Origin of the sequence: Sporosarcina quadrami (assembly GCF_014836615.1) — a bacterium.
Lineage (GTDB): Bacteria > Bacillota > Bacilli > Bacillales_A > Planococcaceae > Sporosarcina > Sporosarcina quadrami.
The window spans coordinates 53,579-67,934 of sequence record NZ_JACSQN010000002.1 but is presented as its reverse complement, the minus strand read 5'-3'; the positions used below and the strand labels follow the sequence as shown (position 1 = coordinate 67,934).

The window sequence follows — 14,356 nt, the reverse complement described above, 5'->3', positions numbered from 1 at the left end:
TCTTTATATCCATTCACTTCGTATTTGTTCAGCTTGATGGACCATTCTAGTAATAAGCTCTTGAACTGTCGGAATGTCTTCGATCATACCCGTTACTTGCCCTGCCCAACCAAATCCATGATTACTTTCGCCATCATGAATAAAACGCTTATTTGCTTCACCGCTAATAAATTCTTTAAGCTCTTCAAATCGAGCATGCTTTTCTTCCAATCGTAATATCTGTTCAGTCCATTCATTCGATAACGCTCGCGCTGGAGCACCAATAGATCTTTTAATAACGACTGTACCAGTTTCATTTGTTGTAAGGAGTGCATTCTTATACTCTTCAGTAGCATGTATACATTCTTGTGTCGCTATGAATCGCGTTCCCATTTCAATACCTTCCGCGCCTAAAGCATGTGCAGCCATCCATCCTCTACCGTCTCCTATGCCGCCTGATGCGATAACAGGAATTTTTACAGCATCGACAACTTGTGGTACAAGAACAATCGTTCCGACATCATCCCGCCCTAAATGTCCCCCGCCTTCCTGACCAACGACCATAACCGCATCAGCACCTAGAGATTCGGCTTTTACAGCTTGCCTTTTCGCCGCTACTAGCACTAGTTTTTTCATATTTGTATTTTTTAGGTAGTCAAAAAATGGCGCAGGATTGCCACCAGTGACAGAAACAACTTTAACCTCTTCTTCAATGGCTACATCAAGTAGATGCTCGTATGGTCTGCCATGCTGGCCGATAGCAAAATTTACACCAAACGGCTTCGATGTTTTTGATTTCACTTTGCGAATTTCAGCTCGCAACGACTCTGGAGATTCCAGACTCATTGCTGTTATTTGTCCTAATCCACCCGCTTCTGAAACGGCGGCTGCGAGATCCGCGTAAGCAAGGTAAGCTAATCCACCTTGTACAATCGGATAGTTTATTCCTAACAGCTCAGTAACTCTCGTATTCCATTCCAATTGAAATCCCCCCTTATTCCGTTACATCACCATTTTCTACTGTTTTAATCAGCTTAGGATCTACAAATTCATACCCTTTATCCCTTAAACCGTTCACAATATCTTCTAATGCATCAGCCGTCCATTCACGGTCGTGCATTAACAGATTGGAACCATTGCGCAAAAGTTCCGTATTGATCATAATATCGGTTATCGCTTCTTTCGTCATATACTCTTTCACGAAATCATAGCCATATGACCAATTCATTAATAGCATCCTTTCTTGTTGCGCAAGAGCTCTACTGTAATCAGTATTGGAACCAAATGGAGCTCGGAAGAACTTCGGACGCTCTCCAGTAACTTCTTCGACGATTTCATTTACCGATATAATCTCTTCTTTTTGTTCTTCTTCAGATAATGACTTCAAGTTCGCATGCGTTTTTGTATGATTCCCGATGACAAAGCCCATATCATGAAGTTCTTTAAGAATCTCTTTCTTTTCATCTGTGTTGATAAAATGACCATTGACGAAGAAAATTGCAGGGACGTCCATTTCTTTTAATGTCTTTGCCATATCTAACGCCCTTTTGTCTGGCGCATCATCGATTGTCAATAGAACAACATTCGGATTTGCATCACCAATCGGCTCGATGGAATACGTTTTAGGATTAAGTTCATAGAGAGGTTCCTGTGCGACATAATCAGTCTCCTCTTCTACGGTTTCATCTTCGGTATCCACCTTTTCTTCAGAAACAATATCTTCCGATCTAGTTCCATTTTCCACTTTTTCCAAATCTGATCCAGTTGTATTATCAATAGATTGTTCAACTTCATTTTTGTCATTGCAAGCCGACAGCAGCATCAGCGTGAATAACGATATGTATAGCAAATTTTTCTTCATGGTATCATCTCCTCTAGTTGAATATTTTAATCCTAACATGATAGCTATACCCGTTTCAAACGAAGGATGGCTACTTTCAGCGAAATTTGCTTTTGTATAAAATAAAGCAGAAAAACGTCCAGAGCTTCAAGCTTCTGGACGTTTCGTGTTTCTATTATTTTGTAATCATATGAATCGGTTTACCTAGAGCAACTTCAGCTGCTTCCATCGAAATTTCTCCCAATGTAGGATGCGCGTGAATTGTCATGGCGATATCTTCAAGCGTCATGCCAGCTTCGATTGCAAGTGCTAGTTCAGCAATCATATCAGATGCGTTTTCGCCTACGATTTGCGCCCCAAGAAGAAGACCATCTTCTTTGCGAGACACAAGTTTAACGAAACCATCTGTCGCATTAAGTGCAAGTGCACGTCCATTAGCTGCAAATGGGAATTTGCCTGCTACAACGTCAAATCCTTCGTCTTTCGCTTGCTGTTCGTTCAAGCCGACTGTAGCAAGTTCAGGATCTGTGAAGCATACAGCTGGAATTGCCATATAGTCGACTTCTGATTTTTCGCCAGAAATCGCTTCAGCAGCAATTTTAGCTTCATAAGAAGCTTTGTGAGCAAGTTGTGGACCCGAAACGATATCTCCAATAGCATAAATGTTCGGTACGTTTGTACGGCACTGCTTATCGACTTCGATTAGTCCGCGGTCAAGGAAGTTCACACCTAGACCTTCAAGACCAATTTCATCCGTATTAGGACGACGTCCAACTGTTACTAACACATAATCCGCTTCGACTTTCTGCTCTTCGCCTTTAGCTTCGTATGTTACGACGACTCCGCTCTCAGACTCTTCAACGCCTTTCGCAGATGCTTTCACTACGATATCGACGCCTTTTTTCTTCAAGCCTTTTTTAACGATTTGAGTCATTTGTTTTTCGAAACCTGCAAGGATATCGTCTGCACCTTCGATGATTGTAACTTTTGAACCAAGGTTTGCATATGCCGATCCAAGTTCAGTTCCGATGTAACCTCCACCAATCACCACAAGATGTCCAGGTACTTCTTCAAGATTAAGAGCTCCTGTTGAATTGATGACTCGCTTAGTATACTTGAATGATGGAATTTCAACGGGACGTGATCCAGTAGCAATAATCGCATTTTTAAATTTATATGTCTGGGATGATTTTTCATCCATAACTTTAGCAGTATTAGCGTCTACAAAGTATGCTTCACCTTGCACGATATCTACTTTGTTACCTTTTAGCAAACCTTCAACACCGCCAGTTAATTTCTTAACGACGCCCTCTTTGAAAGCTTGTGCTTTAGAGAAGTCTAATTTTACATCAGTTGCTGTAATTCCCATATCATCGGAATTTTGCGCTGCTGCAAAACGATGTCCTACAGATATCAATGCTTTAGAAGGAATACATCCGACATTTAGACAAACGCCTCCAAGAGTTTCCTTTTCAACGATTGTTACCTTTTGACCTAGTTGTGCAGCGCGGATTGCAGCTACATATCCTCCAGGACCTGATCCTACTACAAGTGTATCCACTTCGATTGGAAAGTCTCCTACTACCATATGTTTACGCCTCCATTAATAAAAGTTCTGGATTTCCGAGCAATTTCTTAATGTGGTTAAGAGCCTGCTGTCCTGTAACACCATCAATAACCCGATGATCGAATACCAATGATAATGCTAACATAGGTGCGGCTACAATTTCACCATTTTTTACTACCGGCTTTTCAGAAATACGGCCGATACCTAAAATAGCGACTTCCGGATGGTTGATAATTGGCGTAAACCATTGACCGCCAGCTGAACCGATGTTAGTAATGGAACAAGATGCACCTTTCATTTCTGTCGGGCTCAACTTGCCATCACGAGCTTTTACCGCAAGCGCGCTAATCTCTTCAGAAATGGCGAATACAGATTTACGATCAGCATTCTTAATTACCGGAACGAGTAGTCCACGATCTGTATCAGCTGCAATTCCGATATTGAAATAATGCTTCTGGATGATTTCTTCTTTCTCGTCATCTAAAGAAGTATTCAGTTGCGGGAATTCACGCAACGTAGATACTAAAGCTTTCACTACATAAGGAAGGTAAGTTAATTTGATGTCCTTTTCTGCTGCAATGTCTTTGAACTTCTTGCGGTGAGCGACAAGTTCAGTAACATCGATTTCATCCAACAAAGTTACATGAGGAGCAGTGCGTTTTGAATTGACCATCGCTTTTGCAATCGCTTTTCTCATGCCCGACATTTTTTCCCGTGTTTCCGGGAAGTCGCCTTCAAGAATGACTGGAGCAGAAGTTTTCGTACCCTTATCTTCAATCGCCGTTGTTTCTTCAGCACTTTCAACGACAACTTCCTCTTTAGTAGAGGATTTCTGACCGCCATTTAGGAATGCTTCGATATCCTCTTTCAGTACGCGTCCGTTCTTACCAGACCCTTGTACCTCATGAATATCCACTTCTTTATCACGAGCAAATTTACGAACTGATGGCATCGCGATTATGCGTGATGTAGAACTGTCTCCACCTTCAACTTTAGCTGATGAGACAGGTGCAACCTTCTTCGGTTCTTCTGTTTTCTGTTCTTCTTTATCAATATCTTGACCAGCTTCTGCTGTCGATTGAACTTGAGCTTCGGTTTCTTCTTTTCCTTCTTCTTCTCTAGCGTGCTGATGATTTTCGTACCCAGGAGCGTCAAAACGGATAAGGATATCACCAACTACCGCGACTGTCCCTTCTCCAACTAAAATCTCTTCAACTGTGCCTGTAACAGGTGATGGAATTTCCACAACTGCTTTATCGTTCTGGATTTCAAGAAGTGTGTCGTCTTCATTGATTTTATCGCCTTTAGCAACAAACCACTTTACAACTTCACCTTCGTGAATTCCTTCCCCGATGTCTGGCAAACGGAATTCAAATGCCACATGATTCACCCTTTCATATTGTCAGAGATAAACTCTGAATTAGAATGTCAACACTTTCTTAGCTGTTTCAATGATGTCGTTCGCATTTGGCAACCATGAGTTTTCACCTTGCGCAAATGGATAGATTGTATCAGGCGCCGTAACGCGTAATACAGGCGCTTCTAAACTTAAGATTGCACGTTCCGTAATTTCAGAAACGACGTTTGCGGCAATCCCAGCTTGTTTTTGCGCTTCTTGAACAACAATTGCACGATTTGTTTTTTCAACAGATTCGATAATCGTTTCGATATCCAAAGGCTGAATTGTTCGAAGATCGACAACTTCAACTGAATATCCATCTTTTTCAAGTGCTTCAGCTGCTTTTAAGCTCTCATGAACCATAGCGCCATAAGTTATAATTGAAAGGTCTGTACCTTCACGTTTCACATCTGCTTTCCCTAAAGGAATTGTGTACTCTTCTTCAGGAACTTCCTGTCTGAATGAACGATACAACTTCATGTGTTCAAGGAAGATGACTGGGTTCTCGTCTTTAATAGCAGAAATCAGAAGACCTTTTGCATCATAAGGAGTCGAAGGAATAACAACTTTCAAACCAGGTTGTGAAGCAACAAGTCCTTCAAAACTATCAGCGTGCATCTCTGGTGTCGCAACTCCGCCACCAAATGGAGAACGAATCGTTACAGGTGCATTAAAATGACCACCACTTCTGAATGATTGACGAGCCAATTGTCCGCTAACTGAGTCAATTACTTCATATAGGAATCCAAAAAACTGAATTTCCATAACAGGACGGAAACCTGTAAGTGTTAAACCGATTGCAAGGCCGCCAATACCTGACTCTGCAAGCGGTGTATCAAAAACGCGATCAACGCCGAATTCTTTTTGTAACCCTTCTGTTGCGCGGAAAACCCCGCCGTTTGCGCCAACGTCTTCACCGAAGACGAGGACATTTTCATCATTTTTAAGCTCCGTGCGCATCGCATCGGTGATTGCTTGAATCATCGTCATTTGTGCCATCGGTTACTTCGACTCCTTCGCAGTATAAATATCAAGTTGTTCCTGTAAGTTAAACGGCAAGTCGCCTTTGTACATAATATTGATAAAATCACTAACTTTCTGCTTCGGTGCTGCATCAGCTTTCTTGATAGCTTCTTTAATTTCTTCTTTTGCACGTTCGATAACTTCGTTTTCCTTCTCTTCTGACCAAATACCTTTAGCTTCCAGGTATTTGCGGAAGCGAATTAGCGGATCACGTTTTTCCCACTCGCTATCCGTTTCTGAAGTACGGTACCGTGTTGGGTCATCTCCAGCCATTGTATGTGGACCATAACGGTAAGTCATTGTTTCAATAAGCGTCGGTCCTTCACCGTTAATTGCACGCTCTCTAGCGTCGCGCGTTGCAGCGTAAACCGCAAGAGCATCCATACCATCAACAAGAATGCTAGGAATACCTGCAGCTACACCTTTTTGAGCAAGTGTTTTAGCGGCAGTTTGCAACTCACGTGGAGTGGAAATCGCATATTGGTTATTTTGAATGATGAAAATAGCAGGTGAACGGAATGCTCCTGCAAAGTTTATTCCTTCATAGAAATCACCTTGTGAAGTACCGCCATCTCCTGTATAAGTCATCGCTACAGCTTTCGTACCGCGTTTTTGGAATCCTAATGCAACTCCAGCCGCTTGTATATATTGTGCACCAATAATAATTTGAGGCATGAAGATATTAAGACCTTCAGGAATTATACTGCCTTGGTAATGACCGCGAGACCATAAGAATGCCATATGTAATGGTAATCCGTGAAACACGATTTGTGGGACGTCGCGGTAACCCGGTAAAATGAAATCTTCTTTTTCAAGAGCGAAGTGAGATGCAAGTTGGGATGCTTCCTGACCTGCTGTAGGTGCATAGAAGCCTAAACGTCCTTGACGGTTCAACGAAATTGAACGTTGATCCAAAATTCTTGTGTAAACCATGCGTGTCATCAGTTCTGTCAATTCTTCATCCGATAGTTTTGGATCGGCTTCTGCATTAACGATCTCGCCTTCTTCATTCAAGATCTGGAACATTTCAAACTGTTCTTCAATTGAATGAAGCGTTTTCACCGGATCGAACTGCTTGTCTTTTTTTGCAGCCATGAGGCAACTCTCCTTTATAACTGTATTATGTTTAGATTTTGTTAGTAATGATACAATCAACTTCCTTAATCAGTATACTGAAGAGGGGCAAATAGGTCAATCATTGGATTCCTATAGGTTCGGGCAATGCATCAGAAGTATAAATTATTTTAAAATACATATCTGTACTACTACAATATGACGACTGTATTATAATAGATCACTATTAGATTTAAAAAAAAATAATGAAGACAATGAGTCTCCATTATTCCCTTCCACTATTCTTCTGTACTCAAACTTTTAAAGATACTCTCTTTAACTTTATTTACTTTTTTTGTAGCTTCATTGAATTGAGTTATTGTCGCTTGAACAACTTCATTTTGGGCATTAACTTCTTGAACACGTTGTTTAAGTTCATCCAACTCCACATCTTCTTTTGACAGCATTCCATAAAATTCTTTTTGAATCGCAGTAAGCTTTTTATATTCACTAATAAAAGTTGCGTGCAAATCATATCTTTCACTAACAGCATCTTGCAGCTTTTGAATCTGTTGTTTCTCTGAATCTGTTGCTTTCTCTTTAATATCATCCAGTTCACCGGTGAATGCTTTAGCCTCATTCATTGCTTTTTCTTCTTCATCCAAATTAGTTAATCTTTCATCATTTAACTGCTTCAACTCATCCACTTTAGTACGGAGCTGATCGACATCATCTTTAGTTAGCTCCATTGTTTCAGTAAAGGTCTTTTGTTCATGTTGTTCCAATTCTGTCAGCTTAGTTTGCACAGAACGATAAGTCGACTCTGAGTCATTCATTTTTGTTAATGTGTCGGAAAGTTGTTTCTCCGTGGACGCGCCTATACTGCAACCAGTGAGTACAAGCATGCCGACAGTAAGCAACCCTATGATTTTAGTCTTCATGTTCTTTCCTCCAATCTGATTTTCACTATAGCGTGATAAGATTCTAATTTCAAGCATGTACAAAATCCTTTATCCCTTTATAGTATTGGATTATACTATGGACACAGTATTTTATTCGAAAGGAAGAACGTCAATGATAGAAATGAAAGACATAGTACGCGAAGGGCATCCCTCTCTTAGGGAAGTGGCATCTGAAGTCACTTTTCCGCTGACTGCAGAAGAGCTGTCGCTTTGCGAAGATCTGTTAGGTTATGTCGTAAACAGCCAAATAGACGAACTCTGCGAAAGATATGGCCTGCGCCCTGGAATAGGTCTCGCCGCTCCACAAGTAAATGTTTCTAAAAGGATATTTGCCCTCCATATAGAAGAAGATGATAAGAAACCATTGAGCATTATTGCTATTAATCCAAAGATTGTAAGTCATTCTGTTGAAAAGACATACCTCACTTCCGGAGAAGGTTGCCTCTCTGTAGACCGTGATGTTGAAGGTTTCGTTCCTAGATATGCTCGTATTACAATAAAAGCATTAGATATTGATGGAAAGGAATTTAAATTACGTCTGAAAGGACTTCCCGCAATCGCGTTCCAACATGAATTGGATCACTTGAATGGAATTATGTTTTATGATCATATTGATCCGCATACACCATTTAAAGATATACCAGGCGCAGTTCCTTACGAAAGAGAGTGAATTATCATTTGAAACTTTTAGTGAAAATAAAACTTGACAGAAAGTTCTAATTTCAGTACAATAGTTTCAAGGAGTGATATGCCCATGTACAAGCGCCTGAAACGTAGATTTCTTAAGCGGCTCAACGGCATACTCGGCAGAAAGACAATCGCTTAAATTACGCCTACCAATTCTGTTGGTAGGCTTTTCTTTATTTTAAAGATGTGGCATGATAATATGAAGAGAATGAGTTCAAACGAACGTAAAAAGGAGAGTTTATTATGATTTACAAAGTTTATTACCAACAAAACGCATTACAAGTTCCAATTCGCGAGAACACTCAACATGCATATGTCGAAGCTGATTCAGAAAAATCCGTCCGCGAAAAATTGAGTGACCGAAACTATAATATTGAATTGATTCAATTGTTAGAAGGTGCACACCTCGAATATGAGCAAGCATCTTCACATTTTGAGCTTGAGCAGGTCTGAATACAATGAAACTAATTAAGAATAACGAAACTGCTGTTTTCGCTTTAGGCGGACTAGGTGAAATCGGCAAAAATACGTACTGTATTCAATTTCAAGACGAGATTATTGTCATTGATGCAGGTATTAAATTCCCAGAGGACGATTTGTTAGGAATTGACTATGTCATTCCAGACTATACGTATTTGGAACGTAACATTGATAAAATCAAAGGGCTGTTTATTACTCACGGTCATGAAGATCATATTGGCGGCATTCCGTATCTTCTTCGCAAAATTAATATCCCTGTTTACGGTGGTAAATTAGCGCTCGGGTTACTACGCAACAAATTGGATGAGCACGGCTTATTGCGCTCTACTAAGATGATTGAAATTAAAGAAGATGACGTTATAAAATTCCGTAAGACTTCTGTTTCATTCTTCCGGACAACACATAGTATTCCTGATGCGTTTGGTGTTATCGTTAAAACACCTTCAGGCAACATCGTTCATACAGGAGATTTCAAATTCGACTTCACCCCAGTCGGCGAACCAGCAAACCTTGCTAAGATGGCTAAGGTGGGTAGTGAAGGCGTTTTATGTCTTCTTTCGGATAGCACGAACGCAGAAGTTCCAAACTTCACGATGTCTGAACGTAAAGTCGGAGATAGTCTCAATGAAATCTTTAGGAAAGTGGAAGGACGGGTAATTTTCGCAACTTTCGCATCTAACATACACCGACTTGAACAAGTTATTGAAGCTGCTCAAAAATACGGTAGGAAAATCGCCGTATTTGGTCGCAGTATGGATAACGCAATTACGATCGGCCGTGAACTCGGTTACATTAATGCGCCTAAAGAATTGTTTGTCGACACACAGTCTTTAAACAGACTCCCTGCGAATGAAGTAATGATTCTTTGTACTGGTAGTCAAGGAGAACCGATGGCGGCATTGTCTAGAATTGCTAACGGAACACATAGACAAGTACAAATTCAGCCTGGCGATACGGTTATCTTCTCTTCTTCACCAATTCCAGGAAATACATTAAGTGTCAATAAGACAATCAATGCCCTATTCAGAGCAGGTGCAGAAGTAATACACGGCGCTTTAAACAACATCCATACGTCAGGACACGGTTCACAGGAAGAACAGAAGTTGATGCTTCGCCTAATTCAACCGAAATTCTTCATGCCGATCCATGGTGAGTATCGCATGTTGACAATGCATAAGGAACTTGCGATTAGTTGTGATGTCTTACCTGAAAACAACTTCATCATGGGCAATGGTGATGTACTTGCCCTTACTGAGGATACAGCTAGACTTGCTGGTAAAGTACCTTCTGGTGATGTCTATATTGATGGAAGCGGTATCGGAGATATTGGTAGCGTTGTACTTCGGGACCGAAAAGTACTATCTGAAGATGGACTTGTCATCGTAGTTGCAACAATTGATAAGAAGCGCAAAAAGGTTGTAAGTGGACCAGACATCATCTCCAGAGGATTCGTATATATGCGAGAATCAGGACTTATGATTAACGAAGCCCAACAACTTCTCTCTAAAGAGATGCAAAAGAAAGTTCATAGCTCTCCCGCAGATGTAGCTTCATTGAAGAACGACATTATAGATATTTTGTCACCGTTTTTATATGATCAGACAAAGCGCAGACCAATGGTTTTACCCGTTGTAATGGAAGTATAATACACAAAGCCCGATATCCTATTTGGATATCGGGCTTTTTCAATGATGACGATTCATTTAGTGTAACGCTTTCTTTTCAAACCGATGAATATCGATGTCTGAACCGATCACAATTAATATATCATTCAATTCAATCTCTTCTATTGCCTGTGGAGAAACTAAAATTTGTGTATTACGTTTAATAGCGACAATATTGACACCAAACTTCGCACGAATATCTAAATCAATTAAAGTTGAACCTGCAAGTTTTTCATTCGCCCGAATTTCCACAATGGAATATTCGTCCGAAAGCTCGAGATAATCCAGGATATTGTTAGATACCATATTATTCGCTATTCGTTTTGCCATATCCCGTTCAGGATGGACTACTTGGTCGGCACCAATTTTCCGTAACACTTTTTCATGATAATCATTTTGCGCTTTAACCGAAATATGCTTCACACCGACCTCTTTTAATATTAGAGTCGTCAATATACTAGCTTGGATATTTTCACCTATTGCGACAACGACATGTTCAAAGTTACGGATGCCTAACGAGCGCAAAGCTGATTCGTCTGTTGTATCAGCAGTAACTGCAGTTGTTGCAATCTGTGCGTATTCTTCTACACGATCCGATGAAATATCAATCGCCATCACTTCGGCGCCAAGTTCAACAAGCTCGGTTACAATACTTCCCCCGAATCGTCCTAAACCAATGACAACAAATTCTTTTTTCATAGCTTTCGCTCCAATTCCTAGATGGATGAAATAAGTGTATCACAAGAGTCGTTGTATCCTCAACGACAATAACCCAAATGAAAAAGCGACCAATAGAGGCCGCTCTTTCCATAGGTATCTTATTTTCTCATTTCATCCAGTACTCGGTTGACACGTTTTTCAAGCATTTTCATACCACTTCCGCCTGCTTGAAAATGTCGTAGTTGCCCATCTTTATCAAATACATAATAAGCGGGTACATATTGATTGTCGAATGCATCCGTCAATTTCAAGTCGCTGTCAACGAAAATCGGTTGAGTAATATCGTGCTCAGCAGCAACTTCTTTAATATTTCCCAGATCTACATCGTCTTCTGAGCGTGGCATATGCACAGCCATTACGTTCAACTCATCTTTATACTGATCTCTGAAGTTATTCACATCAGGCATTGCTTCCTTGCAAAGATGACAGCTGACAGACCAAAAATGAATGAGCGTAGGTTTTTCGCCAACGAGCTCTGATTTAGTAACTTCACCGTTAAGCCATGCTGTAGCGCCAGTCAATTCTGGCATTTGTTCACGTAATTTCATACTGTATCTCCTCCGGTTTAAAAGATCCCCACTGCTTATTCTATGCGTGGGGATCCGAAATGGTTGTAAGGAAAATTATAGTGTCTTCTGGCCAGGTCTCCAGTTTGCAGGGCAAAGTCCGCCTGTTTGAAGCGCTTGAAGTACACGAAGTGTTTCATCAACGTCTCTACCAATGTTATTGTGGAACACTGTCTGGTATTGCAATTCGCCTTCCGGATTGATGATGAATAGACCACGAAGCGCGATTCCTTCATCTTCAATCAATACACCGTAGTTGCGTGAAACTTCATGGTTTGTATCAGCAGCAAGTGGATACTTCAACTGCTCTAGGCCATTGTCTTTGCGATCTGTATTGATCCATGCAAGATGTGTGTGGATTGTGTCAGTTGACACACCGATCACTTCTGCATCAAGATCTTCGAATTCGTCATAACGATCTGACATTGCAGTGATTTCAGTCGGACATACAAAAGTGAAATCCATTGGATAGAAGAAAAGAACTGTCCATTTGTCATTCTTAATATTCTCTTCCAAACTTACTTTCCCAAAAGACTTGTCCGCTAATACAGCTTCCATTGTAAATTCTGGTGCTTGTTTACCAACCATTCGTTCTACCATGAGTAAATCCCTCCAATATTTCTTCGTTCAGTTCTTATTATCTCCTGAACAATCCTTATCAAGAATACCAAATCCTTAAACTAATTTCAATTATAACATCTCGAATGTAATAATGATTATCATTAAATGTGTCAAATGCTTGTATCCACTAGTTTTAAATTGATATATCCAAGCGAATCTAGCACGATTTAAATGTTTAACACATTGCACAATTAGGGAATACTAGTAATGACAATTCTTAATGGAAGCCGGTTAATTGAGAATGATTGGAGGCAGTTCCACTCTTGAGTATAATAAAACCATTAGATATCTTAAGTATTCATCAATCCTATATGACCTTTCTCATGCCTTTTAGCTATAACCAATCAGAGAAAAAGTCCATTACCGAAAAGCTGGAACAGAATAGTTTTACATATTTCCGCTTAAATGAAACTGAAAAACATAAAAATACTAAGGCGTATGGTGAACATATTAAAGTAGAAGTTCAAGAACTCGAACAATATTTCTTTCCTTATGTTGAACATAAACTGTTTCCCGCATCCATTACAGAAAGAGGTTTTCATCGCTTCACAAAGGTTGTTAATGAAAACTTCCAATTCGAAATTCATGAGTCGATTCAAACGTTTATTGTACGTAGTATCGATGTAATATTGGCACCGTTCGGTATTGCATTTCTATCGTTACGGACGGAATTGGAACAAGACAAAGAACTTTCTGACATTCTTGAATTTGCACAGCATTTTAGAGCTGTGGAATCACGGTTAGATGAAAACAAAGGCTCCAAAGTGATAGTTTCAACAAATTCGAAGAAATTATCTGTCCATGACTTCATCTTTAAACACTTATGCCCTTACTTAAAACCAGTAATTCTCCAAGACAAAAAACTTAAAGGTTATTTTGGCTCACTTCCCTATATTGAAGATGAAAGGATGTTCGTAACAAGCTTTTTATTGACGGAGGTAGACGCTACTATTGAACAAGAGCATCTATTCAGGATAGGCAATCTGAATGGAAAGACACCAGAAGGTCAACCTTTCATCTCCTCGACGAATCCTGCCTATATTAAACAATCATTGTCTGACACGCTCCATGACCGGTGGGCGCCAGAATTATATATGCTTACAACTGATCATGCTTTTTCAACGATATCCAATCGTTCTTCCGACGAGCTTACAATTGAACTGTCCCATTATATGGGAACGCACTATTATAATCTTCTTCTCCACTATTATTATAAAATCATGTTGCTGCGCATGTCTTTTGAATACAGTGAAATTGAATGGAAGAAAGATGAATACTACGTGAAATCACTCATAAAATTGATTACACTTTTTTCTTCTTGGTACTATTTCCTCCAGATTAGCACGCGAACAGAAGGAAAAGAATTGGCGGCATTATTTAGGAAGTCCTTCAACTTGGATTGCCTATACAATGAAGTAAGTGGAACATTGCAACAATTGTATAAAAGCCAAGAAAATAGCCGTGCTGACAGAGTAAATACATTACTTTTCATCTTGACCATCTTCACAGTCATTTCAGGAATTTACGGCATGAATCTAGTGATTTCAGATTGGGAAGCACCTTCCGGTTGGAAAAAATATACGACTTATACGGTTTTTGAATGGATTTCCCTTATTACCGCCGTTACAGGTATAGGCTTATCAGGTTATTTAATTTTCAACACTTTCGGTCGGATGTTTATTCAAAAGATACGAAGTTTGAAGCGAACAATTGATGTAGAATGAACACATATGTACGGCCGAAATCATTTCAACAGTGATTTTGGCTTTTTTTGATGAAAAGCTTTGATTTCCAA

At 39.9% G+C, this 14,356-nt stretch carries 14 protein-coding genes; 4 read left to right on the top strand and 10 right to left on the bottom strand.

The features are described 5' to 3' along the window. Positions 1-3 precede the first annotated feature (3 nt). From H9649_RS02265 to H9649_RS02235, 7 genes are all read right to left on the bottom strand, one after another. Positions 4-960, bottom strand: a complete 957-nt coding sequence (locus H9649_RS02265) for an NAD(P)H-dependent flavin oxidoreductase (protein ID WP_191693037.1) — start codon at positions 958-960, stop codon at positions 4-6. Positions 961-973: 13 nt separating this feature from the next. Further along, positions 974-1,840 carry a polysaccharide deacetylase family protein gene (locus H9649_RS02260; protein ID WP_191693036.1) on the bottom strand — a complete coding sequence of 289 codons (867 nt, stop codon included), beginning with the start codon at positions 1,838-1,840 and terminating at the stop codon, positions 974-976. Positions 1,841-1,994: 154 nt separating this feature from the next. After that, positions 1,995-3,407: a dihydrolipoyl dehydrogenase gene (gene lpdA / locus H9649_RS02255; protein WP_191693035.1), complete on the bottom strand. Its 1,413-nt coding sequence runs from the start codon at positions 3,405-3,407 to the stop codon at positions 1,995-1,997. Between the two features lie 4 nt (positions 3,408-3,411). After that, positions 3,412-4,767, bottom strand: a complete 1,356-nt coding sequence (locus H9649_RS02250; RefSeq protein WP_191693034.1) for a dihydrolipoamide acetyltransferase family protein — start codon at positions 4,765-4,767, stop codon at positions 3,412-3,414. 39 nt (positions 4,768-4,806) lie between these two features. Continuing rightward, positions 4,807-5,784: an alpha-ketoacid dehydrogenase subunit beta gene (locus tag H9649_RS02245; RefSeq protein WP_191693033.1), complete on the bottom strand. Its 978-nt coding sequence runs from the start codon at positions 5,782-5,784 to the stop codon at positions 4,807-4,809. A 3-nt stretch (positions 5,785-5,787) separates the two neighbouring features. Beyond that, the gene (gene pdhA / locus H9649_RS02240; protein WP_191693032.1) at positions 5,788-6,903 is read right to left on the bottom strand and encodes a pyruvate dehydrogenase (acetyl-transferring) E1 component subunit alpha; all 1,116 of its coding nucleotides are present in this window, start codon (positions 6,901-6,903) and stop codon (positions 5,788-5,790) included. A 257-nt stretch (positions 6,904-7,160) separates the two neighbouring features. Next, positions 7,161-7,802, bottom strand: coding sequence for a YkyA family protein (locus tag H9649_RS02235; protein WP_191693031.1), 642 nt, complete (start codon positions 7,800-7,802; stop codon positions 7,161-7,163). Positions 7,803-7,935: 133 nt separating this feature from the next. Between H9649_RS02235 and def the strand changes: the two genes are divergently transcribed. From def to rnjA, 3 genes are all read left to right on the top strand, one after another. After that, positions 7,936-8,493: a peptide deformylase gene (def, locus tag H9649_RS02230; protein WP_191693030.1), complete on the top strand. Its 558-nt coding sequence runs from the start codon at positions 7,936-7,938 to the stop codon at positions 8,491-8,493. A 260-nt stretch (positions 8,494-8,753) separates the two neighbouring features. Further along, positions 8,754-8,963 carry a DNA-dependent RNA polymerase subunit epsilon gene (locus H9649_RS02225; RefSeq protein WP_191693029.1) on the top strand — a complete coding sequence of 70 codons (210 nt, stop codon included), beginning with the start codon at positions 8,754-8,756 and terminating at the stop codon, positions 8,961-8,963. 5 nt (positions 8,964-8,968) lie between these two features. Next, a complete protein-coding gene (rnjA, locus tag H9649_RS02220; RefSeq protein WP_191693028.1) occupies positions 8,969-10,636 on the top strand; it encodes a ribonuclease J1 in 1,668 nt (555 codons plus the stop codon). Positions 10,637-10,693: 57 nt separating this feature from the next. On the opposite strand, the gene H9649_RS02215 is transcribed toward rnjA, so the two are convergent. The 3 genes from H9649_RS02215 to H9649_RS02205 all read right to left on the bottom strand — a co-directional run bounded on the left by H9649_RS02215 (position 10,694) and on the right by H9649_RS02205 (position 12,540). Next, a complete protein-coding gene (locus tag H9649_RS02215) occupies positions 10,694-11,353 on the bottom strand; it encodes a potassium channel family protein (protein WP_191693027.1) in 660 nt (219 codons plus the stop codon). A 119-nt stretch (positions 11,354-11,472) separates the two neighbouring features. Further along, positions 11,473-11,922, bottom strand: a complete 450-nt coding sequence (locus H9649_RS02210) for a TlpA family protein disulfide reductase (protein ID WP_191693026.1) — start codon at positions 11,920-11,922, stop codon at positions 11,473-11,475. A gap of 75 nt (positions 11,923-11,997) precedes the next feature. After that, positions 11,998-12,540: a peroxiredoxin gene (locus H9649_RS02205; RefSeq protein WP_191693025.1), complete on the bottom strand. Its 543-nt coding sequence runs from the start codon at positions 12,538-12,540 to the stop codon at positions 11,998-12,000. 284 nt (positions 12,541-12,824) lie between these two features. On the opposite strand from H9649_RS02205, the gene H9649_RS02200 reads away from it, so the two are divergent. Then, positions 12,825-14,285, top strand: a complete 1,461-nt coding sequence (locus H9649_RS02200) for a hypothetical protein (RefSeq protein ID WP_225229625.1) — start codon at positions 12,825-12,827, stop codon at positions 14,283-14,285. Positions 14,286-14,356: the final 71 nt, after the last annotated feature.

Bases quoted from the DNA above. Each gene is read 5' to 3' on its own strand.
- H9649_RS02260 (WP_191693036.1), bottom strand. From the start codon at position 1,840: ATGAAGAAAAATTTGCTATACATATCGTTATTCACGCTGATGCTGCTG.
- lpdA (WP_191693035.1), bottom strand. From the start codon at position 3,407: ATGGTAGTAGGAGACTTTCCAATCGAAGTGGATACACTTGTAGTAGGA.
- H9649_RS02245 (WP_191693033.1), bottom strand. From the start codon at position 5,784: ATGGCACAAATGACGATGATTCAAGCAATCACCGATGCGATGCGCACG.
- pdhA (WP_191693032.1), bottom strand. From the start codon at position 6,903: ATGGCTGCAAAAAAAGACAAGCAGTTCGATCCGGTGAAAACGCTTCAT.
- H9649_RS02235 (WP_191693031.1), bottom strand. From the start codon at position 7,802: ATGAAGACTAAAATCATAGGGTTGCTTACTGTCGGCATGCTTGTACTC.
- def (WP_191693030.1), top strand. From the start codon at position 7,936: ATGATAGAAATGAAAGACATAGTACGCGAAGGGCATCCCTCTCTTAGG.
- H9649_RS02225 (WP_191693029.1), top strand. From the start codon at position 8,754: ATGATTTACAAAGTTTATTACCAACAAAACGCATTACAAGTTCCAATT.
- rnjA (WP_191693028.1), top strand. From the start codon at position 8,969: ATGAAACTAATTAAGAATAACGAAACTGCTGTTTTCGCTTTAGGCGGA.
- H9649_RS02215 (WP_191693027.1), bottom strand. From the start codon at position 11,353: ATGAAAAAAGAATTTGTTGTCATTGGTTTAGGACGATTCGGGGGAAGT.
- H9649_RS02210 (WP_191693026.1), bottom strand. From the start codon at position 11,922: ATGAAATTACGTGAACAAATGCCAGAATTGACTGGCGCTACAGCATGG.
- H9649_RS02205 (WP_191693025.1), bottom strand. From the start codon at position 12,540: ATGGTAGAACGAATGGTTGGTAAACAAGCACCAGAATTTACAATGGAA.